Source organism: Pseudooceanicola nanhaiensis (assembly GCF_020171315.1).
Classification (GTDB): domain Bacteria; phylum Pseudomonadota; class Alphaproteobacteria; order Rhodobacterales; family Rhodobacteraceae; genus Pseudooceanicola; species Pseudooceanicola nanhaiensis_A.
Window position 1 is genome coordinate 346,564 of record NZ_JAIUZP010000001.1, and the last position, 24,629, is coordinate 371,192.

Genomic DNA, 24,629 nt, shown 5'->3' on the forward strand with positions numbered 1-24,629 from the left:
GGCTCAGAACACGCCGAGATGGCCGGAGAGCGCGGGCCGTGCCGCCAGCTTCGCGGCCAGATCCGGGCTGGCGGGGTCGGGCTTCAGGATCGCCTCGGTGACGGCGCCCGCCTCTGCGGCGCGGCCCCGGGCGCCATGGCGATAGGACAGCCAGAGCATCTCGGGCGCGTAATCGGCCAGATCGGGCCCGTAGTCGTCGAGCGCCTGTGGCGCATTGGCGGCAAGATGTTCCTGCAACACCATGTCGGTGCTCTGGACGCCCGCCGCGACGGGCGGCGTGGCGGCCTCGTGCCCGGTGGCGGCCGTGGGTAGGGCGGCGTTCAGCAGGCGCTCTGCATCCAGCACGCCCGCACCCAGCGAGGTGCTGCCGTTCCAGACCGGGGGCTTCACCATGCCATGGGTCGCGCAGTGGACGAACATCGCCTGCACCGTGGTGCCTGCCGCATCGGCCTTGGCCTTCAGCGCGGCGCGCCCGCCGTGGCGCGCGACCCAGAGCGCGGCACAGCCCGCCGTCAGCGAGGTGGCCAGCGTGGTGCCCTGCGCCGCGCGGATGCCGTTGTCCGGGTCGGAGGCCGCGTTCTTGGCCGCGCCCCAGACATTCTCTCCGGGGGCAGAGAGGGTGACGGCGGGCCCGCTGCCGGTCTTGCCCCAGGGCGTGAGCGACTGGGTCAGCGCGGCCACCGCGGTGCAGATGCCCTGCGGCGCATAGGCGGCCGGGAAGACCACCCAGGGCCAGCAGTTGCCCGCGGCGCAGCAGATCACCACGCCCTCCGCCACCGCGTCCCGCAGGGCCTTTTCCGTCGCGGCTACCCGCGTCGGGCCGCCAAGGGCCATGGCGATGACATCGGCCCCCTGGGCCACCGCATGGGCGATGGCGGGGCCGATCGTCGTCTGGTTGAAGTTGATCACCGACTTGATCGCCCGGATCGGCAGCACCTTGGCCTCCGGCGCGGCCCCGGTGATGGCGCCATGGCCCCCGGTCTCGCCGCCCGCATCGGCGGTGCCCCGGCTGGCGATGACGGAACAGACCAGCGTGCCATGGCCGGGATGCTTCATGAGGCCGGTCACGAAGCGGTCCGAGGCATCGGTGCCGCCCTCGACATAGTTCTTCTGCCCCGCGCTGCGGATCACGTCCCAGAGTTCCTGATGGGTGGAGTGGCCGGTGTCGATCACGGCGACGGTCGCCCCCCGTCCGCGGCTCAGCGCCCAGGCCTGCGGGGTGCGGATCACCGGATGGACCCAGCCAAAGGGCCGGATGTCGGTGCGCGGCGTCTCGCAGAGAGAGAAGCTCTCGGTCGTGCCGTCCCCGACCGCTGCCGCGCCATAGAGCGAATCCCGCAGAACGGGGTTGGCATCGCTGGCCCCGAGGGCCTCCTTTAGGGCGCGGGCGAAGGCAAAGACCTGCGGCTCCTGCCCCTCGGCGGGAATGCCGGGGAAGGTGACGAAGAAGAACCGGTCGGCCTCTTCCTCGAAGGCGGGCGTGACGAGGGGGGCTGCGCCCGGCAGCAGCGCCGTCAGCGCGGCGGCAAGGTCCTGTGGGGTGCGGGGGGCGTCGAAGACAAGTTCGACGATCAGGCTCTCTTCTGCGTCAAGGTCGGGCAGGCGCTGGAGCGCGGCAAAGGCTTCGGCTGGCATCGGACTCTCCTCCGGGACCGGGAAACGACTGTGATAACGACTTCATGCAATATGAGTCGCATCAGAGCACAATTCTGGGTTGCGAGTCAGTCCGGAATTCCCCACCCGCGATGGTCCCGGGCCCATGGTCGGTCCCATGGTTGCGCACGGGGCGGTCCCATGGTCGGGCCGAGGTCAGGCCCAGATCTCGGCGATCTCGGCGCTCAGCCAGTCCCGGAACCGGGCGAAGGCGGGCAGGGAGAGGCTGCGCTCCGGGTAGATGAGGGTATAGGCCTCGCCGCTCTCCATCTCCCGGTCCGAGGCGCGGCGCAGGCGGCCGCTGCGTAGCGGCTCACGGGCGAGGATCTCGGGCACCAGCGCCACGCCCAGACCGGCGATGGCGGCATCCAGCACCATGTCGAAGTGATCGAAGCGGGCGCCCCGCAACGTGCGCCGCGGATCGAGCCGCGCATGGCGGAACCAGTCGGGCCAGAGCGTGGGCCGGGTGGACTGCTGGAGCAGGGGCAATGAGAGAAGGTCATCGTCGCTCAGCCGTTGCCGGGGGCCGATCAGCGAGGGCGCGGCCACGACGATCAGCGTCTCGTCCAGCAGGTGCAGGTGATGCGCCCCCCGCGCCCGGTGGGTGGAGCGCTGAATGGCGAGGTCGAAGGGCTCTGCCTCGAAGTCCACGCGCCCCAGCCGGGCGGCCATGTCGAAGGTCGCGCCGGGCAGGGTGGACTGGAAGGCGCTCATCCGCGGAATCAGCCAGCTGCGCCCGAAGGTGGGCAGCACCGCAATGCGCAGAACCGCGCTTTGCCCGCCAAAGGCCATCACGCTCACGGCCGCCTCGTTGAGCCGCGCGAGCAGGTTTTCCGCGTCCCTCTGGAAGGCCCGGCCCGCGTCCGACAGCGCCAGCCGCTGCCGCACCCGGTGGAAGAGCGCCACGCCCAGCCGGTCCTCCAGCGTGCCGATGGAACGGCTGACCGCGCTCTGCGTCAGGCCCAGATCCCGCGCGGCGCCCGTGGTAGTGCCGATCCGCGCGCAGGAGCAAAACGCCTCAAGCTCGGAGACCGAGGGAATATAGGACTTGCGCATCTCAGGGTGCCTTATGCGAAAAACTCATCATCCATCACGAATATCTCGTTAGCCAAACTGCGGCGATTTGGCTAGGGTCCCGGCAAATCCTGCCAGTGGAGAGATACGATGAACGTCCAGAAGCCCGTCCTGAAGGACAAGGATCGCCCGAACATGAGCTCGTTTGCCTGGGAAGACCCCTTCCTGATGGCTGACCAGCTGACCGAAGAAGAGCGGATGATCTCGGACTCGGCCCGCGCCTTCGCCCAGGCCGAACTCGCCCCCAAGGTCGAGAAGATGTACGAGGAAGAGGGCGTCGATCCCTCCATCTTCCAGGCCATGGGCGAAGCCGGCCTCCTCGGCGTCACCGTGCCGGAACAATACGGCGGGCTGGGTGCCGGCTACGTGGCCTATGGCCTGGTGGCACGTGAGATCGAACGCGTCGACTCGGGCTACCGCTCGATGGCCTCGGTGCAGAGCTCGCTGGTGATGTACCCGATCTACGCCTACGGCTCCGAAGAGCAGCGCATGAAGTACCTGCCGAAACTCGCCTCGGGTGAGTTCATCGGCTGCTTCGGCCTGACCGAGCCCGATGCGGGCTCCGACCCGGCCGGCATGAAGACCCGCGCCTACAAGACCGAGGGCGGCTATCGCCTCGTCGGCTCCAAGATGTGGATCTCGAACGCCCCCATCGCCGACGTCTTCGTGGTCTGGGCCAAGTCCGAAGCCCATGATGGCGCCATCCGTGGCTTCGTCCTCGAAAAGGGCATGAAGGGCCTGAGCGCGCCCAAGATCGGCGGCAAGCTCTCGCTGCGCGCCTCGATCACCGGCGAGATCGTGATGGACAACGTGGAAGTGGGCGAAGACGCGCTGCTGCCCCACGTCTCGGGCCTGAAAGGTCCCTTCGGCTGTCTGAACCGCGCCCGCTACGGCATCGCCTGGGGCGTCATGGGCGCGGCCGAGGATTGCTGGCTGCAATCGCGCCAGTACGGCCTCGACCGCACGCAGTTCGGCAAGCCGCTGGCCGGCATGCAGCTCTACCAGAAGAAACTGGCGGACATGCAGACCGAGATCACCCTGGGCCTGCAGGCCGCGCTGCGCGTCGGCCGCCTGTTCGACGAGGCCCGCGCCGCACCGGAAATGGTGTCGCTGATCAAGCGCAACAACTGCGGCAAGGCGCTGGACATCGCCCGGATGTCCCGTGACATGCACGGCGGCAACGGCATCCAGATCGAATACAAGGTCATGCGCCACGCCCAGAACCTCGAGACGGTGAACACCTACGAGGGCACCCACGACGTGCACGCCCTGATCCTGGGCCGCGCTCAGACCGGCCTGCAGGCCTTCTTCTGAGGCCACGGTGCCTGCCTCCCCGTCGGATGCCTCCGGCGGGGATATTTGAGGCAAGAAAATGAAAAGGGCGGCGCCGATCTCCGGGCCGCCCTTCGTCATTTCCGTTTCCCAAGTATCCTCGGGTGGAGCCGCGTCAGCGGCGGGGGGGCAGACAGCCCCCCGGACACCTTACTGGGCGTCCTTCGGCCCGAGGGCCGAGAGACCCTTGAGGATGTCGATCGCATAGGCGAGCTGGTAGTCCTCGTCGCGCAGCTTGGCCGCGGCTTCCGCCTTCTCGCGGTCGGCCTCGATCTGCTTGATCTCGTCCTCGGTCAGCGAGTCGTTGTTCAGCGCGCCGCGCAGGTCGGCTTCCGACCGGGTGCGCTTGACGGCGGAGGCGGGTTCGTCCTCTTCCGCCTCGGGGCGCCGCGAGGGCTGGTTCACCACGATGTCGGGCGAGATGCCGAGGTTCTGGATCGACCGGCCCGAGGGCGTGTAGTAGCGCGCGGTGGTCAGGCGCATTGCGCCGTCGCCGCGCAGCGGCATCACCGTCTGGACCGAGCCCTTGCCGAAGGACTTGGTGCCCACGACGATGGCGCGGCGGTGGTCCTGCAGTGCCCCCGAGACGATCTCGGACGCGGAGGCGGAGCCGCCGTTGATCAGCACGACGATCGGCTTGCCGTCGATCAGGTCGCCCTCGGTGGCGTTGTAGCGCTCGCCGTCTTCCGGGTTGCGGCCGCGGGTCGAGACGATCTCGCCCTTGTCGAGGAAGGCGTCGGACACCCGGATCGCCTGGGTCAGCAGGCCGCCGGGGTTGTTGCGTAGGTCGATGACCACGCCGTTGATCGCGTCGAGACCGCCGTGCGCCTCGATCTGCTCTTTCAGGCCGGCCTCGAGGTTCGGGTAGGTCTGATCGTTGAAGGTGGTGATCCGCAGCACGACGGTGTCGCCCTCGGTGCGGGCACGCACGGCGGTCAGCTTGATGGTGTCGCGGATGATCGAGACGTCGAAGGGCTCGGTCTCGCCTTCGCGGACCACGGTCACGACGATCTCGGAGCCGACGGGGCCGCGCATCATCTCGACCGCGTCGTCCAGCGTCAGGCCCAGCAGGCTTTCGCCGTCCACGTGGGTGATGAAGTCCCCGGCCTCGATGCCGGCGAGGGCGGCAGGCGTGCCATCCATGGGCGAGACGACCTTGACGAAGCCGTCTTCCTGCGTGACCTCGATGCCGAGGCCGCCGAATTCGCCGCGGGTCTGCACGCGCATGGCGGCGGCATCATCGGGCGAGAGATAGCTGGAATGCGGGTCGAGCGAGGTGAGCATGCCGTTGATGGCGGCCTCGATCAGTTCGCCCGGGGCGACTTCCTCGACGTATTGCGCGCGGATGCGCTCGAAGATGTCCCCGAAGAGATCAAGCTGTTCATAGACGGAGGCCTTGCTGTCCGCTTCCTGTGCCAGGAGGGGCGCTGCGATCTGCGTCGTGACCAGAAGGCCGGTCGCGATGCCGCCCGCGGCGGCCAGTAGGGTCTTTCTCATTGCTCTCCATCCTTCATTCCGGCGTTGAGGCCGGCGAACCACTCTGCGGGGTCCTCGGGCGTATTGCCCTGCCTCACTTCCAGGTACAGCGTTTCCGTCCGGTCCGATCCGGCGCCACCGGCGCTCTGGGTCAGGATTGCGCCAATGTCCGGATCCTGTCCGCCCATCAGCCCGACGGGTGCGCCAGCCTGTAGCACCTCGCCCGCCGAACCATAGACGACATCCAGTCCGGCCAAAACGAACAATACGCCCGCCTGCGGCTCAAGGAGCATCACGTTGCCGTAATCCAACAGCGGGCCGCGATATCGGACCGTTGCGGCGGTCGGCGAGGTGACGATGGCGCCGGGCCGGGTGGCCAGCACGACGCCCGGGCGGACGATCCCCGCGGCGTCCGCCTCGCCCGCACGGCGCAGCAGCGCGCCCTGCACGGGCAGCGGGATGCGCCCCTTGCGGTGGATCACGTCCGGGAGCGAGCCGGGGGCTTCGTTTTCGGCGATGTCGCTGAGGCCCGAGGCGAAGGCGCTCAGCGTCTCGGTCGAGGCGATGAGCAGCGCCGTCTTGATCGGGTCCTCGGTGAAGCGTTTCGGCAGGGCGGTCCGGTCGGCGATGGCCTTGCTGAGCTCTGCGCGAGCCTGCTGGACGCCGTCCATGCCCCGGGCAAGCTGGTCGGCAGCGCTCTGCTGCAACTCGCGCAGGTCGCTGGCCTCCTGCAGCTTGGCGCGTAGGGCCTGCGCCTTCTTGTTCAGCGCGGGCGCCACGTCGGCGAGGATCATGCCAGAGCGCGCGGTGCCGAGCGGCCCGTCCGGGTGCACCATCTGCGCAGGCGGCGGCGAGGTGGCGACGGTCAGCAGAACGCCCATCAGCTGCGCGGTCTCGGCATCGCTGGCCTCCAGCTCGCGCCGGATCTCGCGTTCGCGCATCGAGGCACGGCGCAGCCCGTCGCGCATGGCCGAAAGCCCCGCCTCGTAGGCGCGCAGCGTTTCCGTCAGGGCGCGGACCCGGTCGCGGGCTTCCTCGGCGCCATCCAGCGTGCGGGCGGCGGCCTCCAGCTGGTCGGCGGCGGCGCGCGCGGCCTCGGCGGGTGTGGGCGCGGCGCTTTGCGCCTGCGCCGCGCCGCTGGCAAGGGACAGCGCCAGACCTGCGAGGAGAGCGCGCAGCGAGATCATGCGAGCAGGCTTTCCCCCGTCATCTCGTCGGGCTTGGGCAGGCCCATGAGCTCCAGCAGGGTGGGGGCCAGATCGGCCAGCCGGCCGGCGCGCAGATGGGCGCCCTCGGGGCCGCCGATCAGCGCCACGGGGACGAGGTTGGTGGTATGCGCGGTGTGCGGCCCACCGGTTTCCGGGTCCACCATCATCTCGCAGTTGCCGTGGTCCGCCGTCACGATCATCGCACCGCCCGCCTTTTCCAGCGCGGCCACGACCCGGGCAAGGCCCCGGTCCACGGCGGCGCAGGCGGCCATGGCGGCCTTCAGGTCGCCGGTGTGGCCGACCATGTCGGGGTTGGCGTAGTTGGTGACGATCAGGTCATAGCCGTGTTCGATCGCCTCGACGAACTTGTCGGTGACCTCCTCCGAGGACATCTCGGGCTGGAGGTCATAGGTGGCGACCTTGGGCGATTTCGGCATGAAGCGGTCTTCGCCGGTCTTCTCCTTCTCGACGCCGCCGTCGAGGAAGAAGGTCACATGGGGGTATTTCTCGGTCTCGGCGAGGCGGAACTGGGTCTTGCCCTGTTTCGCGACCCATTCGCCGAGCGTGTTCACGATCTCCTGCTTGGGGTAGCAGGTGGTCATGTAGGCGTTGTGGCTTTCGGAGTATTCCACCATCCCCAGCAGGGCGGCGAGGCTGGGCCGGGGGCCGGTGTCGAAGCCGTCGAAATCCGGTTGGCCGATGGCGGCGAGGATTTCGCGCGCGCGGTCGGCGCGGAAGTTGAGGCAGAAGAGCCCGTCGCCGTCCTTCACGCCCTGATAGCCCGCGATGACGGTGGGCGAGATGAACTCGTCCGTCTCGCCGTTCTCGTAGGCGCGGGTCACGGCGGCATGGGGCGTGGCGGCTTTCACGCCCTCGCCCTTGATCATGGCGGCATAGGCCTCGCCCACGCGTTCCCAGCGGTTGTCGCGGTCCATGGCGTAATAGCGCCCGATCACGGTGCCCACGGTGGCGCCTTCGGGCAGGCCCTCGTCGAGGTCGTTGAAATAGCCGTAGGCCGACTTGGGCGCCACGTCGCGGCCATCGGTGATCGCATGCAGCACCACAGGCACCCCGGCGGCGGCGATCGTGTTGATCGCGGCGAGGATGTGGGTCAGGTGGCCGTGGACGCCGCCGTCAGAGACGAGGCCCATCAGATGCGCCGTGCCGCCGGTTTTCTTCAGCGTCGCGATGAAATCGTTCAGCGGGCCGTTCTTGGCGAAGGAGCCATCCTCGATCGCGAGGTCGATCTGGCCGAGGTCCATGGCGACCACGCGGCCTGCGCCGATATTGGTGTGACCAACCTCGGAGTTGCCCATCTGGCCCGAGGGCAGGCCCACGTCGGGGCCGTGGGTGATCAGCGTGGCATGGGGGCAGGTGGCCATGATCCGGTCAAAGGTCGGTGTCTCGGCCAGTGCGGGGGCATTGGCCTCGGTGGTCTCGCTGAGGCCCCAGCCGTCGAGAATGCACAGAACTACCGGTTTCGGGGTGGTCATCGGCCGTGGCTCCTGTCTGCCTGCTTCAGGGCCGGTTTCTAGCTGGTGACGTCCGCCGGGGGAAGAGAGGGCGGGGGGATTGTCCAAGATGCGACAGATGGTTGCGCAATCAGCGCGTCACGCTGCACCGCGGGGCTGAAATCCCCGGCGTGCCGCGGCCCGGAGGGCGGGCCTCAGACCCGGTGATAGGGCGAGCCCGCGAGAATCGTCGCGGCGCGGTAGAGCTGTTCGCTCAGCATGGTGCGGGCCAGCATATGCGGCCAGACCATCTTGCCGAAGCTCAGCGCCCAGTCGGCCCGGGAGCGCAGCTCGGGCGCGATGCCGTCGGCGCCGCCGATGACGAAGGCGAGGTCCTGCGCGCCCTGATCGCGGTGAAGGGCCAGCCGGTCGGCGAAATCCGGCGAGGTCATGACGCGGCCGCGCTCGTCGAGCGCCACGAAGACGGCGCCCTTGGGCAGGGCACGCTCCAGCAGGGCGGCCTCGGCCTCCATGCCGCCGCCCTTCTTGTCCTCGACCTCAACGACATTGGCCGGCCCGAGCCCGAGGGCCCGGCCGGTTCTGTCGAAGCGGGTCAGGTAGTCGTCGATCAAGTCGCGCTCCGGGCCCGCCCGGAGGCGGCCCACGGCGCAGATGTGCAGCCGCATGAGAGCTCAGACGCGCGTTGCCGCCGCGGGCGAGGGGCCCCACATCTTTTCGAGCTGGTAGAACTCGCGCACTTCGGGGCGGAAGACATGGATGATCACATCGCCCGTGTCGATCAGCACCCAGTCGCCGGTTTCCTTGCCCTCGATCTTGCTCAGGCGGCCGTACTCCTGCTTGAGACGGTCAACCAGCTTCTCGGCGATGGCCGAGACCTGGCGGGACGACCGGCCCGAACAGATCAGCATGTAGTCGCCCATGGCCGACTTGCCGCGCAGGTCGATCTGCACGATCTCCTCCGCCTTGTCGTCGTCCAGCGATTTCAGAATAAAGGCCAGCAGCTCTTCGCTTGTCGGCTGTGCGGTGGCGGCCGTCATAGGCGCCCCCGTATTGGCGGTAATGGCCGCGTCAACGTCAAGTGACAGGACATTGTCCTCCTAGTGGCGTGCCGACAGAGCCCCGGCACTGGGTCATGAGTAAAGGTAGCAACAGGGGGGCGAATTTTCAACGATTTCGGCCCGGCCCGGTTTCCCCGGCAAGGCGCCGCCCTTACGCGAGGTCCGCGTGGCTTGCAAGCGCTTGCCGCAGGACGTTGCGGCAGAACAGGGAAAATCTGCGTCAATCCAGTGCTTTTGACGGCGAGTCCGGGCCGGGGGTCTCGTTCAGCACCCGCACTTCGCGCTGCGGGAAGGGGATGGAGATTCCATGTTCCTTGAACGCATCCCAGAGCGCCAGATAGACGTTTCCGCGGATATTGGTGAGCCCGCCGGTCGGGTCCGTGATCCAGAATCGGAGGATGTAATCCACCGAGGAATCGCCGAAGCCGACGATGTGGCAGACCGGCGGTTTGAAGGTCAGCACCCGGCTGACGGACTGCGCGGCCTCGATGGCGATGCGGCGCACCGCGTGGGGGTCATCGCCGTAGGACGTGCCGAAATAGATGTCGAGCCGGACGAAATCATTGGAGTGGGACCAGTTCACCACCTGGCCGGTGATCAGGTCTTCGTTCGGGATCAGGTATTCCTTGCCGTCCCGCGTCACGACCGAGACGTAGCGCGCGCCGAGCGCGTTGATCCAGCCGAAGGTCTCGCCAAGGCTGATCACGTCGCCGGGCTTCACCGACTTGTCCATCAGGATGATGATGCCTGAGACGAGGTTCGAGACGACCTTTTGCAGCCCGAAGCCGAGGCCGACACCGATCGCCCCCGAGAGGACGGCAAGCCCGGTCAGGTCCACCCCGACGGCGCGCAGCGCGATGAAGAAGGCGGCGCCATAGAGCGCGACCTGAAGCCCCTTGATCACCAGTTCCTGCATCGAGGGCGAGATGTCCTCGACCCGCCGGATGTTGGCGGCCCCCGCATGAGAAAGGAACCGGGCCAGCGTGATCAGCGCCGCCAGCAGCACGAAGCCCTGCAGGATCATCCACAGAGACAGCCGCATGGACCCGAGGGTGAGCGCCATGCTGTCGAGCAGCCCCTGGGTTTCGTCCTGCAGGCCGACGATGATCAGCGTGGCCCAGACCCAGCCGCCATAGCGCACCAGCGTGCGCAAAAGCGGGTTGCCGATGGCCCGTGTCAGCAGGGCGATCACCAGCCAGGCAAGCGCGAGGCTGCCGAGGATCGTCAGCAGGTAGGACCGGCTGGGCCATGTCGAGGCCCGCATGATCCAGACCGCGGGCCAGATCAGCGCGACGAAGAAGATGTGCCGCAGGCGGCGGTGCAGGATCAGCAGCAGGCGGATGCGCCATTTCGGCCAGCCCTCCCGCGCGCGCAGCCAATCGTGCATCCGGGGCGCGAACCAGCGCGCCAGCCCCCAGGCCACCAGAAAGAGGCCGAGCGCTATGAGCACCTGGTAGACATTCCAGGGCCGGACGAGCCCGTGGAGGAAGTTGTCCACGCGCACCCAGACGCCAAGGGCGATCTGGATGATGGCGTCGATGGGGTCGCTTGCTGGCTCCATTCGCTTCCCTGCGCGGCTTTCCGTCAGGGTGGCACGGCGGCCAAGCCCCTGTCCAGACGCGGGAATGCTGCGGTGCCGCATGCGTGAACCGCACGTGAGACCGCCCGGAACGCTTGCGAGACTCGGGAAGGCGGTATATCTCGCAGCCCATGAAACGTGTTTTCGACATGGATGATCGCGCGCGCCTGCCTTGGCGCTTCTTCGGCGCGTCGCTGACGGTCCTCGCACGCCTATGAGGCGCGTGACCAATTCGTGCAGCCAAAATTCAGCCAATTGAAATCGGAGAGGACCCATGTCCCCCAAGACGCTCTATGACAAGATCTGGGATGCCCACCTCGTGGACACCACCCCGGATGGCACCAGCCTGCTCTACATCGACCGCCACCTCGTGCACGAGGTGACCAGCCCGCAGGCCTTCGAAGGTCTGCGCATGGCCGGCCGCAAAGTGCATGCCCCGGACAAGACCATCGCTGTTCCGGACCACAACGTGCCCACCACCCCGGGCCGCGAAGACCCGGCGAACATGACCGAGGATTCCGCGATCCAGGTGGCGGCGCTCGACAAGAACGCCCGTGACTTCGGCGTGCACTACTATCCCGTCAGCGACATCCGTCAGGGCATCGTGCACATCGTCGGCCCCGAACAGGGCTGGACCCTGCCGGGCATGACCGTGGTCTGCGGCGACAGCCACACCGCGACCCACGGCGCCTTCGGCGCGCTCGCCCACGGCATCGGCACCTCGGAGGTGGAGCATGTGCTCGCTACCCAGACGCTGATCCAGTCGAAGTCGAAGAACATGAAGGTCGAGATCACCGGCCAGCTGCGCCCCGGTGTGACCGCCAAGGACATCACCCTGTCCGTCATCGGCAAGACCGGCACCGCCGGCGGCACCGGCTATGTCATCGAGTATTGCGGTGAAGCGATCCGTTCGCTCTCGATGGAAGGCCGGATGACCGTCTGCAACATGGCGATCGAGGGCGGCGCCCGTGCTGGCCTGATCGCCCCGGATGAGACCACCTTTGAATACGTCAAGGGCCGCCCCCACGCGCCGAAGGGCGCCCAGTGGGAAGCCGCGCTGACCTGGTGGAAGACGCTCTTCTCCGACGAAGACGCCCATTGGGACAAGGTCGTGACCATCAAGGGCGAAGACATCGCGCCGGTCGTCACCTGGGGCACCTCGCCCGAGGACGTGCTGCCGATCACCGCGGAAGTGCCCGATCCCGCCAGCTTTGCCGGCGGCAAGGTCGAGGCGGCCAAGCGCTCGATCGAGTACATGGGCCTGACCCCCGGTCAGAAGCTCTCGGACATCGAGATCGACACCGTCTTCATCGGTTCCTGCACCAACGGCCGGATCGAGGACCTGCGCGCCGCGGCCGAGATCCTGAAGGGCAAGAAGATCAAGGACGGCATGCGTGCCATGGTCGTTCCCGGCTCGGGCCTCGTGCGGGCACAGGCCGAGGAAGAGGGCCTTGCGGAGATCTTCAAGGAGGCCGGTTTCGAATGGCGCCTTGCGGGCTGCTCCATGTGCCTGGCCATGAACCCCGACCAGCTTCAGCCCGGCGAACGCTGTGCCGCGACCTCGAACCGCAACTTCGAGGGCCGGCAGGGCAAGGGCGGTCGCACGCACCTGATGTCGCCCGCGATGGCGGCTGCGGCTGCGGTGACCGGTCGTCTTACGGACGTCAGGGAACTGATGTAACGCTGGAGACCGGGAGTTAACCGGTTTCGAAAGGTGATGTCATGAAGACCTGGCTTGTGATGCTTGGAATGGGGATCGTGCTGCTGATCGGCGGCATCTTCGCCCTGGCCAACCCCTTTGCCGCCACGCTGGCGGTCACGACGATCGTTGGCGCGGTCTTCCTCGTGACGGGGGTGTTGCAGGCCTATTCGGTCTTTCGCGACAGCGCGGCGCACGGACGTCTGTGGCACGGGATCAGCGCGTTGCTGAGCATCCTTGTCGGCGTCTGGCTCCTCGCCAACCCGCTGGCGGGCACGGTATCGCTGACGCTGATCGTCGGCGTGCTGTTCCTCTTCATCGGGGGCTTCCGCCTGGCTGCGGCCTGGGGGATGCGGTCCACACCTTTCTTCTGGCTTCTGCTGCTCTCCGGGGCGGCCTCGGTCTTCATCGGCATCATGGTGTTCTCCAACCTCCAGATGGCGGCTGTTTCCTTGCTGGGCATCCTGCTCGCGGTGGAACTGATCGCCGATGGTGTTGGCCTGATCGCCATCGGGCTCTTCTTGCGCTCCCGCTGAGCGCGCCCGACGCAACAGGGCGACCCCCCGATGGGCGGGGGGCGCTGCTTGAACCCAGTTTTCGGGATGCCCCGCATCCCGCACAGGAGACAGCCCATGGAAAAGTTCGAAAAACTTTCGGGGATCGCGGCGCCGATGCCGCTGGTGAACATCGACACCGACATGATCATCCCCAAGCAATTCCTGAAGACCATCAAGCGCACCGGCCTCGGCGTGCATGCCTTCGACGAGATGCGCTATCTCGACGACGGCTCCGAGAACCCGGACTTCGTGCTGAACAAGCCCGCCTACCGCGAGGCGCAGGTCATCGTCGCCGGCGACAACTTCGGCTGCGGCTCCTCGCGTGAGCACGCCCCCTGGGCGCTTGCGGACTTCGGCGTAAAGGTCATCGTCTCGACCTCCTTCGCGGACATCTTCTTCAACAACTGCTTCAAGAACGGCATGCTGCCGATCGTCCTGCCGCAGGAGCAGGTGGACCTGCTGATGAAGGATGCCGAGAAGGGCTCCAACGCGCGGATGGACGTGGACCTCGAGAAGCAGGAGATCACCACCTCCGACGGCGAAGTGATCAAGTTCGACATCGACCCGTTCCGGAAGCGCTGCCTGCTGGAAGGCCTCGACGACATCGGCCTGACGCTGGAGAAGGCGCCCGCGATCGAGAGTTTCGAGTCGCAGGCCGCGCAGTCGCGCCCCTGGGTTTGAGACGGGTCTGAGACTGGTCTGAGACGGGTCACCGTCCCGTTTGACTGAATTGTGGCGGCCCTGCCGGGGCCGCCGCAAACGGCGGAAATCCCGCGAAACCTGCTAAAACGCTGAATCAATTTCCGGAAAAACGCTGGCTTTTGCCGCTGTTGCGATCCGAAATTGATGCAAGAACGCACCAGTTCTACCGTTTTTTCGCCTCAGAATTGTTGTCTTCTTCGCGGGCGGCTTGAGGCCGACCGTCAAACGGGGCAACATTAAGGCAAGATTGAGGCACCCGTCTGACGGCGGAATCAAGTTGGGACACAGACGCGGCAAAGTACCGTGTCGGGCCAAGTTGAAGGAAAACGAGCTGTGATTGTCAGAATCACCGGTGCGCTGCTGCGCGCCCTTCTTGTCGCTTTGATGGTGGTCACGCCATCCCTGCTGCTGCCGGCGGTCTCTGCCGACACGACCCAGATCGTTGTCCTTGTTGCCCTGATCGCGGGGGGCTTCGTCTTCACGGAATACAACAGCCGTATCCCGGTGCTGCTGGAGTTCCGCTATGCGCCGCCCTACAACCGGCTGCGGTTCTACACGCTCTTCGGGATCGTGTTGCTGCTGACGACCACGCAGGCCGGCCCCGCGCTGGATACGCCGATCGCCGACCTGTTCAATTCGATCAGCCGTATCCTCGCCACCACGATCGATTTCCCCTATTCGCCCGTGCGCCTTGCCACGCTGACCCTGCCGGCGGGATCGCCGGTGGAGCTTGTCAACGCGGTGCGCGATGCCGCGGGCGTGGCCTATATCGGGGGCATGATCGGTGTCGTGGTGCTGGCGCTGCTGATCCGTCTGCACCGCTGGCCCACCCGCAGCGGCGCCTTCAACGTGTGGGTGAACCTGCCGATGTTCGAGCCCACCGGCGGGGGCGACGTGCTGCAGCGGCTGAAGCGCGATGCGGGTCTTAACGTCCTGTTAGGCTTCCTGCTGCCATTCTTGACGCCGCCGCTGTTCAAGCTTCTGACCGCGGCGCTGGCGCCCCTGTCGCTGGCCAACCCGCAATCGATGATCTGGATCATGACGGCATGGGCCTTCATCCCGGCGAACCTGATCATGCGCGGCATCGCGCTCAGCCGCATCGCCGACCTCATCGGCGAGAAGCGCCGCCGCACCTATGCCGAGGAAGAGCCCGCGCTGCATCAGCATACGGCCTGATCTTCCTTTGCCTTCTGCTTCTCCCGGTGCCCCTGCGGGCGGGGGAGGGGCTGAGGATCGCCTTCTACCACACCGAACTGGCCCGCGATGGCCCCGGCCTGCTGCTGCGCGACATCCGCGCGGGCGATGCCCAGGTCGAGGCGGTGGCCACCGTGATCGCGGCCTGCGCGCCCGATGTCCTCGTGCTGTCGGGGATCGACTATGACACCGACCTGGCCGCGCTCTCGGCCCTGAACGGGCGGCTGGAGTTGCGCGGGGCCGGGTATCCCCATCTCTTCACGGCGGAACCCAACACGGGCATGGCCACCGGGCAGGACCTTGATGGCGACGGACGCCTCGGCGGGCCGCGGGATGCGCAGGGCTATGGTCGCTTCGCGGGGCAGGGCGGTATGGCGGTGCTCTCCCGCTGGCCGCTCACGATGGAACGCGATCTCTCGACCCTGCCCTGGCGCGATCTGCCGGGCAACCTGATGATCGACGCCAAGGGCCGGGAGGGTACGGCCGCCGCGGGTCACGCGGGGCAGCGCCTGTCCTCGGTGGCCCATTGGGTGCTGCGCGTCGGGACCGATCCGGCGCTCACGCTGCTGGCCTTCCACGCGACGCCTCCGGTCTTCGACGGGCCGGAGGACCGCAATGGCCGCCGCAACCATGATGAAGTCCTCCTTTGGCAGCACCTGCTCGACGGGGCACTTGGCCCGCGCCCGGAACCACCGCTGGTCCTGCTGGGCGATGCGAACCTCGACCCCGCGCGCGGCGAGGGGCGGCGCGCGGCGATCAGGGCGCTGCTGACCCATCCCGCGTTGCAGGATCCCGCACCGGGGCGGGGTGCGGCGGGCTGCGCGCCGGGGCAGGGGGCGGCCCAGGCCACCGTGGACTGGGATGAGCCGATCCCGGGCGACATGCGCGTCAGCTATGTGCTGCCGGGACGCGGGCTTGAGGTGCTGGCTTCCGGTGTCGTCTGGCCCGAACCGGGGGCCGCGCTGGCCGACACAGTGGCACAGGCCAGCCGGCACCGGCTGGTCTGGGCCCGGCTTCGCTGGCCACCCTGAGCGCTCGCCCGGCCGGGTTCTCCTCACGAGCACTTGAATTTCCTCCCCTTTCCGTCACAGCTGCGCTAGGGGAGGCCGCATGTTCGTCGCACGTCATCATCTTCCGTTCGCCCGGCCGGGCGAGGTGATCGGTCTGCTGGGGGGATCTTTCGATCCGCCGCACGCGGGCCATGCCCATATCACCCGCGAGGCCCTGCGCCGGTTCGGGTTGGATCGGGTCTGGTGGCTGGTGAGCCCCGGCAACCCGCTGAAGTCCCGGGGGCCGGCCCCGCTGGAGAAGCGGCTGGAGGTTGCGCGGCAGGTGATGCAGCACCCGAGGGTGGAGGTCACCGAGATCGAGGCGCTGCTCGGCACCCGCTACACGGCCCGCACCCTGCGTCAGCTCAAGCGGCGCTATCCGGGGGTGCGGTTCGTCTGGCTCATGGGGGCGGACAACCTCGCGCAGATCGACCAGTGGCAGGAATGGCGCTGGATCATGGACAACGTCAGTGTCGGCGTGCTGGCGCGGCCCGGGGAACGGATCTCGGCGCGCATGTCGAAAGCGGCGCGACTCTACCGTGCGCAGCGGCTTCCGGCCTGCGCGAGTCAGCGCCTCGGCAAGAGCGAGCCGCCCGCGTGGTGCTTCGTAAACGTGCCGATGGTTGATCTGTCGTCGACAATGCTGCGCCAGCAGGGAAACTGGACGCAAACGTGATCTGAGGGCCTTCGCAGGGTGCTTGCGTTCGCGTAGGACGCAGCTATAGCCTGCGCGCATGAGCAAGGGGTTCACAAGACGCGCATTCCTAGGCGGACTGGCCGTTGGCAGCATGGGCCTGTCCACGGTCCCCGCATGGGCCGACGGTCCACTTCAATCGCTGCGGCCGCGGGTGCGGCCCGCGGGGCTGCTGGAGCCGCCCAAGGGCGCAGACATCGTTTCACGGGCCGGGATCAAGGGCGAGGTCGCCTTTGTCGTGGCCGATGCCATGACCGGCGAGTTGCTGGACACGCTGGACCCGGGCGCCTCGCTGCCCCCGGCCTCTGTCGGCAAGACGCTGACCGCGCTTTACGCGCTACGGTCGCTGGGTGCCGATCACCGATTCACGACACAGCTGATCGCCACCGGCCCGCTGCGCGACGGCAAGCTGGAGGGCGATCTGGTGCTGGTGGGGGGCGGCGATCCGACGCTCGACACCGACGGGCTGGCCGATCTGGCCGCCGCCGCGAAGGAGGCAGGCCTGCGCGAGGTGACCGGGCGGTTCCTCGTCTGGGGCGGAGAGCTTCCGCGGACCGAGCAGATCGACCCCGAGCAGCCGCCGCATGTCGGCTACAACCCGGCGGTGTCCGGGATCGCGCTGAACTTCAACCGGGTGCACTTCGAATGGGCGCGCGAGAACGGCAGTTACAAGGTGACGATGGATGCCCGCGCCGGGCGCTATCGGCCCGAGGTTGCCATGGCGCGGATGCGGGTCGAGGACCGTTCGCTGCCAGTCTACACCTACGAGGACCGCGACGGCCGCGATGACTGGACCGTGGCGAAGAACGCACTTGGCAACAACGGCGCCCGCTGGCTGCCCGTGCGCAAGCCCGAGCAATACGCCGGTGAAGTGATGCAGGTGCTGCTGCGGGCCCATGGCATCGTGGCCGGGGCCCCCGTCATCGCCGACAGCCGCCCGGAAGGTGTGGTCTTTGCCCAGAAGCAGAGCGACCCCTTGCGCGACATCATCGTGGACATGCTGAAGTATTCCACCAACCTCACCGCCGAGATGATCGGGCTGGCGGCCTCCAAGGCGCGCTACGGCGAGGTGAGTTCTATGCGCGACTCGGCCGAGAAGATGTCGGACTGGGCAAAGCAGACACTGGGGCTGCGCCACGTGGCGATGGAAGATCACTCGGGCCTCGGGGCCGAGTCCCGCGTGACGGCAGCGGACATGGTGCTGGTGATGGTGCAGGCCCGCCAGCAGGATGCGCTGCGGCCGCTGCTCAAGCATATCCCGATCAAGGACAGCCGCGGGCGGCCCGATGCCAAGGCGGGCATGACCGTCGTGGCCAAGACCGGCACGCTGAACTTCGTCAGTGGCCTGTCTGGGTTTGCCGAGGTGGAGGGCGGGCGCCTGCTGGCCTTTGCCATCTTCTGCGCCGATACCGAGCACCGCGATACGCTCACCATGGCAGAGAGGGAGCGGCCCCCGGGCGGACGGGCCTGGCTGGGCCGGGCGCGACAGTTGCAGCAGGACCTGCTGCAATTCTGGGGCCGGACCTATCACGGCCAGGGCTGAAACGCGTCAGCCCGATGTATCACGATCAGACGGCGCCTGCGGGCGCCGTTTCCATGTCTGCCTCAGCGCAGCAGGATGCGCCGCTGGATGGGCGCCCCGGGATGCGGCACGGGGTCCGTCTGGGCCTGGCTCAGGCGGAGCGGCGTGGCGCGGTCGGGGCTCTGGAAGGCGCCGATGATCGGCATGGCGCAGAGCAGCGCGAGCGAGAGGATCAAGATAAGCCTGCGTGTCATGGCAACGTCTCTGGGTCTCTGGGGATTGCGACGATGCCCTGAGCGTCCCACCGGGGGCGATTCCGGTCAACGCGGGTATTCCATACCTTTTGAAACGCGCGGGGAACCGCCCGTGACGGCCCCGCGCGTCGGCGTCATTCCGTCATGTGACGGGCGCGGGCGCCCCGTTCGATCGCCGCGGCATGCAGCCGATCGATGTTGAGTTCGTAGCGGATCTCTTCCAGCAGGCGCAGTTCGGTCTCGCGCAGGGTGCCGTCGGCGACGGCCACGTCGCAGGCGAGCGCATAGGCGGTCTCGTAGAACTTCTCGGGCAGGTTGCCGCGGATCAGGCCGAAGAGCGCGTCGAGCCCGTCCTCCTCCTCGAAGAGGTCAAAGATCATCTGCGCGGTCTCGCGCATGCGGTCCAGATCGTAGGTGCCGAAGACGGGCAGGTTGTTCACCGTGGTCTCGATCTTCACCAGCTCTGAGGTGCGCAGGTTGCTGTCGGAGGCAGAGACCGCGATCATCAGCGCGACGAGGCAGTCTTGAAACGTAAGAATATGGTCTTCTGAAGGGGCCATTGGGCGATCCTCGGTAGTGTCGTTGCGGCGCAGAATATTGACGCGGACCGTCCCGGGCAATAGGAAGCGGCCAGCCTCGCCCGGCGTCCGGGCGCGGAACAATGGAGTTATGACATGTCGGACCTGAGAGAAGCTGCAATGACCTCGAAAGCGTGGCCTTTCGAAGAGGCACGCCGGCTGCTCAAACGGTACGAGAAGGCGCCGCCCGAGAAGGGATACGTGCTGTTCGAGACGGGCTATGGCCCCTCCGGCCTGCCCCATATCGGGACCTTCGGCGAAGTGCTGCGCACCACGATGATCCGCCGCGCCTTCGAGGCGATCTCGGACATCCCGACGCGGCTGATCTGCTTCTCGGACGACATGGACGGGATGCGCAAGATCCCCGGCAACGTGCCGAACCAGGACCGCCTGAAGGAAGACATCCAGAAGCCGCTGACCTCGGTCTACGATCCCTTCGAGGAATTCGAGAGCTTCGGCCACCACAACAACGCGATGCTGCGCCGGTTCCTCGACACCTTCGGGTTCGAGTACGAGTTCTATTCGGCCACCGAGTTCTACAAGTCGGGGCAGTTCGACGAGGTGCTGAAACGCGCCGTCGACAAGTACGATGACGTGATGAAGGTCATGCTGAAGTCGCTGCGCGACGAGCGGGCCGCGACCTATTCGATCTTCCTGCCGATCCACCCGGAGACCGGCCGTGTTCTCTATGTTCCCATGAAGTCGGTGAACAAGGACGATTACACGATCACCTTCGACGACGAGGACGGCAAGGAATGGACCCTGCCGGTCACCGGCGGCAACGTGAAGCTGCAGTGGAAGCCGGACTTCGGCGCCCGCTGGGCCGCCCTGGCCGTCGATTTCGAGATGTACGGCAAGGACCACTCGACCAACACGCCGATCTACGACCGGATCTGCGAGATCCTCGGCGGCAAGAAGCCCGAGCATTTCACCTACGAGTTGTTCCTCGACGACAAGGGGCAGAAGATCTCTAAGTCGAGCGGCAACGGCATCTCGATCGACGAGTGGCTGAGCTATGCCTCGACCGAGAGCCTGTCCTACTTCATGTTCCAGAAGCCGAAGACGGCCAAGCGGCTTTACTTCGACGTGATCCCGCGGGCGATGGATGAGTACCACCAGCAGCTGCGCGCCTATCCCGATCAGACGATCGAGCAGCAGGTGGCGAACCCGGTGTTCCACATCCACAACGGCGACGTGCCGGCCTCGGACATGGTGGTGCCCTTCTCGATGCTGCTGAACCTCGCCTCGGTTTCCGGGGCGGAGGACAAGGAGGCGCTCTGGGGCTTCATCCGCCGCTATGCGCCCGAGGCCAGCCCCGAGGCGAACCCCCAGATGGATCAGGCCGCGGGCTATGCGGTGCGCTACTACAACGACTTCGTGAAGCCCGAGAAGGTCTTCCGCGCGCCCACCGAGCTGGAGCGCGAGGCCCTGATCGAGCTGCGCGATGCGCTGAAGACCTGGGACGGCCCGGTGGACGACGAGGCGCTGCAATCGGCGGTCTATGCCGCGGGCCGCGACCGGTTCGACCCGCTGCGCGACTGGTTCAAGGCGCTCTACGAGGTGCTGCTCGGCGCAAGTCAGGGCCCGCGCTTCGGTGGCTTCATCGCTCTCTACGGGATCGAGGAAACCGTCGCCCTGATCGACAAGGGCCTCGCGGGCGAGCTGCTGAGCGACGCGGCCTGAGCTTCACGCAGCCACGCGAAATGAAGGGGGGCGGTGCGCAGGTGCGCGCCGCCTCTTTCGTATGGTGCGGCGCGCGCGGCCTGAGGTGGGCGTGGCGCGTTGGGTCTTTCAGCTCCTTCTTGTCTCTTTGCGACCGGGCATCGCGGAGCCTGGCAGCTGTCGCCTCCCATCCACACAATTTTTTTCCGCCTCACATCGAGTTGAAGATGCAGCGCCGTCCCTTGAGGATTTTGGCGTTTCGGCCAGCACTGCTTGGCTTGGTCCCAGTGCGCAATCGTGATGGAACCGGCTTCTGTACGAAGAACGGCGGCCATCGGGGCAGAGATCTCCGACCTTCGATGCAACCGATCCTCTGCCCGACCGTTGTCTGAGCACAACGCCAACGACATGGCTAAATGCTTACTAATACTGGAGGATATCATGAAAACCCTCGCACTTGCCGCCGCCCTGACCACCGCTGTTGCCGGCGCCGCTTCGGCCGCTGAAACCGCAGGCATCGACGTGACCGGCGCGACCTTCACCCCCGGTGAGATCACCTTCCCCGAAGTGACGATCGACCAGCCCGGCTACCTCGTCGTGCATGAGATCGTCGATGGCAAACCCGTCGTGCCCGAGTCCGTCGGCCACATGCTGATCGAGGAAGGCACCACCGACAACGTGACCGTGCCGATCGAAGGCGGCGTGAAGAACGGTGCCGACTACATCGCGATGCTGCACTACGAGACCAACGGCAACACCACCTACGACTTCAAGGGCGGTGACACGCTGGAAGACGGTCCGGTGACCGCGGCCAGCGGTGAGCCCGTCGCCCAGCCGTTCAAGACCCAGATGTAAGACCATCTGTCAGACCTGACGCCTCCTGATGGAGCGTGGATGGCCCCCTGCTTCGGCAGGGGGCCTTTCTCGTGGGCGGCCCGGGTATCTTTACCTTGCGGCAGTTCGGCCTATCGTTTCCTCAGGAGGAGAGACCATGGACCGCTTCAGCCCCTTTGCCGCCGCCCTGATCGTCTGCCTGCCCGTGGCCGCCGCCGCGCAGGAGCAGGCCGAGATCGAGGGCGTCATCGCCGACCAGTTCGGCGCCTTTGCCGCGGGCGACGTGCCCCGCGCCTGGACCCACGCCAGCCCGATGATCCAAGGCCTCTTCGGCTCGCCCGAGAATTTCGCCCGCATGGTGCGCGAGGGCTATCCGATGGTCTGGGCGCCCAAGCGCTATGACTTCCTCGACCTGAGGGAGGAGAGCGGGCGGCTGAAGCAGCGGGTCATCGTCCGCGATGGGGCAGGGGCGGAATTCGCCCTCGATTACGACATGATCCGCACCCAGAGCGGCTGGAAAATCAACGGCGTGACCTTCGCCCCCGCGCCCGATCCGGCCGTCTGAGCGTTCCCCTGACCGCCCTCCTGAGCGACCCCGGCCCGCAACGCCCACCGTCACGGCGGTGGCAGGGCCCGTTCAGACATCCCTGTTAGCCCCTTCCCGCCCGCGCCATCCGGTGCGGGGTCCGGGGAATTGGTCAGCATCGCCCGCAGCGGGGAGATGCGGAAAGGGATGCGAATGAACAAGGCGATCACCGAGGGTATCGTTTTCATGCCCACCACCTTCGAGGAGGGGCTCGACGTCTGGTCCAGCGGCGACGGGACGCCGGGATCGGATACCTATGACGGCAGCGCCAGTGCCGCCTTCGTCCCGGCGGACGCGGATTTCGGCGGTTGCCTCGAACTGCTCAAGGGCTCGTCGACGCAGAAGCTGCGCTACATGGGGCAGACCCCGATGATCCCGGGCTGCTACCTGCGGATCACGGCACGGGTGAAGGCCATCAGCGGCAACCTTCCGGCGGTGCGGATCGCGGGATGGGCCGGCAAGGGCAGCAATGTCCACGTCAGCGGCGTGACCGAGGTGGGCCCCTCCACGACGTTGACGAGCTATGGCGAGGTGGTCGAGGTGATGGCCATCGTCGGCAGCGGCAACCGCCCCGGCGTCGACATGGTCTGGGGGACGGAGCCCGGCTTTGGCTACTTCGGCCTCGACCTGACGGGTGCGAACGGGGGCGTGGTGCGGATCGACGACATCGTCATCGAGGACATCACCAACGTCTTCCTGCGCGACATGCTGGCCTGGGTGGACGTGCGCGACTATGGCGCCATCGGCGATGGCGTCACCGATGACCTTGCCGCCTTCGAGGCGGCGGATGCCGCGGCCAACGGGCGGATGGTCATGGTCTCGGAGGGGACCTATCACCTCGCCGACAGCATGACCTTCGAGAACCGCGTGCGCTTCGAGGGGACGGTGACGATGCCCGCATCGGCCGTGCTGTCGCTGCAGAAGGATTTCCACCTCCCGGCCTATATCGACGCCTTCGGAGACGAGGAACTGGCCTTCAAGAAGGCGTTCCAGTCGCTGCTGAACAATTCGGGCCACGAAAGCCTCGACCTCTGCGGGCGGCGCATCTCGGTGACCGGGCCGATCGACATGCAGGCGGCGGTGAACAACAAGACGACCTATGCCACCCGGCGCCACATCCGCAACGGCCAGTTCGACAGCCAGAGCGGTACGGCCTGGGACACGACCACCGTCACCTCCCAGGCGACCTACAACCCCGCCAACGCCAATACGCTGACCGGGGTGACCAACGTGGCGAACATCCCGGTGGGGTCGCTGGTGGTGGGCAACGGCGTGGGCCGCGAGGTCTATGTCACGGCGAAGAACGTGGGCGCCCAGACCCTGACCCTCGCCATGCCGCTCTATGATGCGGCGGGCACCCAGACCTTCACCTTCAAGCGGTTCAAGTACCTGCTGGATTTCAGCAGCTTCGAGCATCTCGACAAATTCTCGATGTCGGACATCGAGTTTCAGTGCAACGGCGAATGCTCTGCCATCCTGCTGCCGCCCTCGGGGCTGATCTTCCACCTGCGGGATTGCTTCATCACCCGGCCCAAGGATCGCGGGATCACCAGCCATGGCACGGGCTGTCAGGGGATGCTGATCGACCGCTGCCAGTTCCTCTCGGACGAAAGCTCCAGCCTGAGCCAGAACCGGGTGTCCATCGCGCTCAATACCAACGCCAACGACGTGAAGCTGCGCGACAACCGCGTGGTACATTTCCGCCATTTCGCCGTCCTCGGCGGCACCGGGTCGATCATCACCGGCAACCACTGGTTCCAGGGCGACAGCGCCAGCGAAGGCGTGCGCACCGGCGGGATCGTCCTGACCCGCACCAATGCGCGGGCCACGATCAACGGCAATTATATCGACAACAACTTCATCGAATGGGCGAACGAGCATGACGAGGCGCCGGAGTTCTCCTCCGAATTCTCGTTCAGCGGGCTGAGCATCACGGACAATATCTTCCTGTCGTCGGACGTGGCGCCGTGGTTCACCTTCATCGTGGTGAAGCCGCACGGGACGGGCCACTACCTGAACGGCATGGCCGTGACGGGGAATATCTTCCGCAACATCCACGGCAATATCGACCGGGTGGAATCGGTGGACACGACCTTTGCCGATCTCGACTGGGACAAGGTGAAGAACGTCACCTTCTCGGACAACATGTTCAACTCGGTCAGCACGACGGTGTCGAACCCTCTGACCCTGAAACATGCACAGGCCACGCCGTCCTCCGTCTGGACGCTGGAGTGCGCGCCCTACCTGCCGTTCGGAGGCTGGGCACAGACGGTGGAATCCCTCGTGGCGAACGGCAAGATCGCGACCGTGTCCAACGTGGCGCACTGGGGCATGCCCTACGTGAAGACCAAGGAGGGCACGAACAAGGACAAGGTGACCCTGACCTGGGAAAAGGACGTCTCGGGCGATGTGACCGTGCTGGTGCGGATCGACGATCCGCTCTGAG

At 66.8% G+C, this 24,629-nt stretch carries 22 protein-coding genes; 12 read left to right on the forward strand and 10 right to left on the reverse strand.

From position 1 onward, the window contains the following. Nucleotides 1-3: 3 nt before the first annotated feature. Together LCM32_RS01560 and LCM32_RS01565 are read right to left on the reverse strand one after the other, a co-directional pair. Nucleotides 4-1,635, reverse strand: a complete 1,632-nt coding sequence (locus tag LCM32_RS01560) for a S8 family serine peptidase (RefSeq protein ID WP_224819299.1) — start codon at nucleotides 1,633-1,635, stop codon at nucleotides 4-6. Between the two features lie 174 nt (nucleotides 1,636-1,809). Next, nucleotides 1,810-2,709, reverse strand: a complete 900-nt coding sequence (locus tag LCM32_RS01565; RefSeq protein ID WP_224819300.1) for a LysR substrate-binding domain-containing protein — start codon at nucleotides 2,707-2,709, stop codon at nucleotides 1,810-1,812. A gap of 108 nt (nucleotides 2,710-2,817) precedes the next feature. Between LCM32_RS01565 and LCM32_RS01570 the strand changes: the two genes are divergently transcribed. Beyond that, nucleotides 2,818-4,041 (forward strand): acyl-CoA dehydrogenase, encoded by a 1,224-nt coding sequence (locus LCM32_RS01570; RefSeq protein WP_224819301.1) that lies wholly within the window; start codon nucleotides 2,818-2,820, stop codon nucleotides 4,039-4,041. 168 nt (nucleotides 4,042-4,209) lie between these two features. Here LCM32_RS01570 and LCM32_RS01575 read toward each other — a convergent pair whose 3' ends face one another. The 6 genes from LCM32_RS01575 to LCM32_RS01600 all read right to left on the reverse strand — a co-directional run bounded on the left by LCM32_RS01575 (nucleotide 4,210) and on the right by LCM32_RS01600 (nucleotide 10,834). After that, nucleotides 4,210-5,556 carry a S41 family peptidase gene (locus LCM32_RS01575; protein WP_224819302.1) on the reverse strand — a complete coding sequence of 449 codons (1,347 nt, stop codon included), beginning with the start codon at nucleotides 5,554-5,556 and terminating at the stop codon, nucleotides 4,210-4,212. Then, the gene (locus tag LCM32_RS01580) at nucleotides 5,553-6,722 is read right to left on the reverse strand and encodes a murein hydrolase activator EnvC family protein (protein ID WP_224819303.1); all 1,170 of its coding nucleotides are present in this window, start codon (nucleotides 6,720-6,722) and stop codon (nucleotides 5,553-5,555) included. The genes LCM32_RS01575 and LCM32_RS01580 overlap by 4 nt, the downstream gene beginning before the upstream one ends. Then, nucleotides 6,719-8,236, reverse strand: coding sequence for a 2,3-bisphosphoglycerate-independent phosphoglycerate mutase (gene gpmI, locus LCM32_RS01585; protein ID WP_224819304.1), 1,518 nt, complete (start codon nucleotides 8,234-8,236; stop codon nucleotides 6,719-6,721). The genes LCM32_RS01580 and gpmI overlap by 4 nt, the downstream gene beginning before the upstream one ends. 173 nt (nucleotides 8,237-8,409) lie before the next feature. Then, nucleotides 8,410-8,880: a 23S rRNA (pseudouridine(1915)-N(3))-methyltransferase RlmH gene (rlmH, locus tag LCM32_RS01590; protein WP_224819305.1), complete on the reverse strand. Its 471-nt coding sequence runs from the start codon at nucleotides 8,878-8,880 to the stop codon at nucleotides 8,410-8,412. A 6-nt stretch (nucleotides 8,881-8,886) separates the two neighbouring features. Continuing rightward, nucleotides 8,887-9,276, reverse strand: a complete 390-nt coding sequence (gene rsfS, locus LCM32_RS01595; protein ID WP_318246174.1) for a ribosome silencing factor — start codon at nucleotides 9,274-9,276, stop codon at nucleotides 8,887-8,889. A 217-nt stretch (nucleotides 9,277-9,493) separates the two neighbouring features. After that, entirely contained in the window at nucleotides 9,494-10,834 is a 1,341-nt protein-coding gene (locus LCM32_RS01600) for a mechanosensitive ion channel family protein (RefSeq protein WP_224819307.1), read from the reverse strand. 292 nt (nucleotides 10,835-11,126) lie between these two features. On the opposite strand from LCM32_RS01600, the gene leuC reads away from it, so the two are divergent. The 7 genes from leuC to dacB all read left to right on the forward strand — a co-directional run bounded on the left by leuC (nucleotide 11,127) and on the right by dacB (nucleotide 18,290). Then, a complete protein-coding gene (gene leuC, locus LCM32_RS01605; protein ID WP_224819308.1) occupies nucleotides 11,127-12,533 on the forward strand; it encodes a 3-isopropylmalate dehydratase large subunit in 1,407 nt (468 codons plus the stop codon). A gap of 41 nt (nucleotides 12,534-12,574) precedes the next feature. Continuing rightward, nucleotides 12,575-13,087, forward strand: coding sequence for an HdeD family acid-resistance protein (locus LCM32_RS01610; RefSeq protein ID WP_224819309.1), 513 nt, complete (start codon nucleotides 12,575-12,577; stop codon nucleotides 13,085-13,087). A 96-nt stretch (nucleotides 13,088-13,183) separates the two neighbouring features. Continuing rightward, nucleotides 13,184-13,789: a 3-isopropylmalate dehydratase small subunit gene (gene leuD, locus LCM32_RS01615; RefSeq protein ID WP_224819310.1), complete on the forward strand. Its 606-nt coding sequence runs from the start codon at nucleotides 13,184-13,186 to the stop codon at nucleotides 13,787-13,789. 354 nt (nucleotides 13,790-14,143) lie between these two features. Next, the gene (locus LCM32_RS01620) at nucleotides 14,144-14,986 is read left to right on the forward strand and encodes a hypothetical protein (RefSeq protein ID WP_224819311.1); all 843 of its coding nucleotides are present in this window, start codon (nucleotides 14,144-14,146) and stop codon (nucleotides 14,984-14,986) included. 26 nt (nucleotides 14,987-15,012) lie between these two features. Further along, nucleotides 15,013-16,035: an endonuclease/exonuclease/phosphatase family protein gene (locus LCM32_RS01625; protein WP_224819312.1), complete on the forward strand. Its 1,023-nt coding sequence runs from the start codon at nucleotides 15,013-15,015 to the stop codon at nucleotides 16,033-16,035. Nucleotides 16,036-16,114: 79 nt separating this feature from the next. Next, complete coding sequence (locus LCM32_RS01630) at nucleotides 16,115-16,729, forward strand: nicotinate-nucleotide adenylyltransferase (RefSeq protein WP_224819313.1); 615 nt, start codon at nucleotides 16,115-16,117, stop codon at nucleotides 16,727-16,729. A 112-nt stretch (nucleotides 16,730-16,841) separates the two neighbouring features. Continuing rightward, nucleotides 16,842-18,290, forward strand: coding sequence for a D-alanyl-D-alanine carboxypeptidase/D-alanyl-D-alanine-endopeptidase (dacB, locus tag LCM32_RS01635; RefSeq protein ID WP_224819314.1), 1,449 nt, complete (start codon nucleotides 16,842-16,844; stop codon nucleotides 18,288-18,290). Nucleotides 18,291-18,352: 62 nt separating this feature from the next. On the opposite strand, the gene LCM32_RS01640 is transcribed toward dacB, so the two are convergent. Both LCM32_RS01640 and LCM32_RS01645 read right to left on the reverse strand, forming a co-directional pair. Next, nucleotides 18,353-18,523, reverse strand: coding sequence for a hypothetical protein (locus LCM32_RS01640; RefSeq protein ID WP_224819315.1), 171 nt, complete (start codon nucleotides 18,521-18,523; stop codon nucleotides 18,353-18,355). Between the two features lie 134 nt (nucleotides 18,524-18,657). Continuing rightward, entirely contained in the window at nucleotides 18,658-19,083 is a 426-nt protein-coding gene (locus LCM32_RS01645) for a tellurite resistance TerB family protein (protein WP_224819316.1), read from the reverse strand. Nucleotides 19,084-19,197: 114 nt separating this feature from the next. On the opposite strand from LCM32_RS01645, the gene LCM32_RS01650 reads away from it, so the two are divergent. From LCM32_RS01650 to LCM32_RS01665, 4 genes are all read left to right on the forward strand, one after another. Next, nucleotides 19,198-20,784 (forward strand): lysine--tRNA ligase, encoded by a 1,587-nt coding sequence (locus LCM32_RS01650; RefSeq protein ID WP_224819317.1) that lies wholly within the window; start codon nucleotides 19,198-19,200, stop codon nucleotides 20,782-20,784. Between the two features lie 420 nt (nucleotides 20,785-21,204). Then, nucleotides 21,205-21,618: a hypothetical protein gene (locus LCM32_RS01655; RefSeq protein WP_224819318.1), complete on the forward strand. Its 414-nt coding sequence runs from the start codon at nucleotides 21,205-21,207 to the stop codon at nucleotides 21,616-21,618. A 136-nt stretch (nucleotides 21,619-21,754) separates the two neighbouring features. After that, nucleotides 21,755-22,162: a DUF4864 domain-containing protein gene (locus LCM32_RS01660; RefSeq protein ID WP_224819319.1), complete on the forward strand. Its 408-nt coding sequence runs from the start codon at nucleotides 21,755-21,757 to the stop codon at nucleotides 22,160-22,162. 174 nt (nucleotides 22,163-22,336) lie between these two features. Then, on the forward strand, nucleotides 22,337-24,628 hold the full coding sequence (locus tag LCM32_RS01665) for a glycosyl hydrolase family 28-related protein (protein WP_224819320.1): 2,292 nt from the start codon (nucleotides 22,337-22,339) through the stop codon (nucleotides 24,626-24,628). The last annotated feature ends 1 nt before the right edge of the window (nucleotide 24,629 follow it).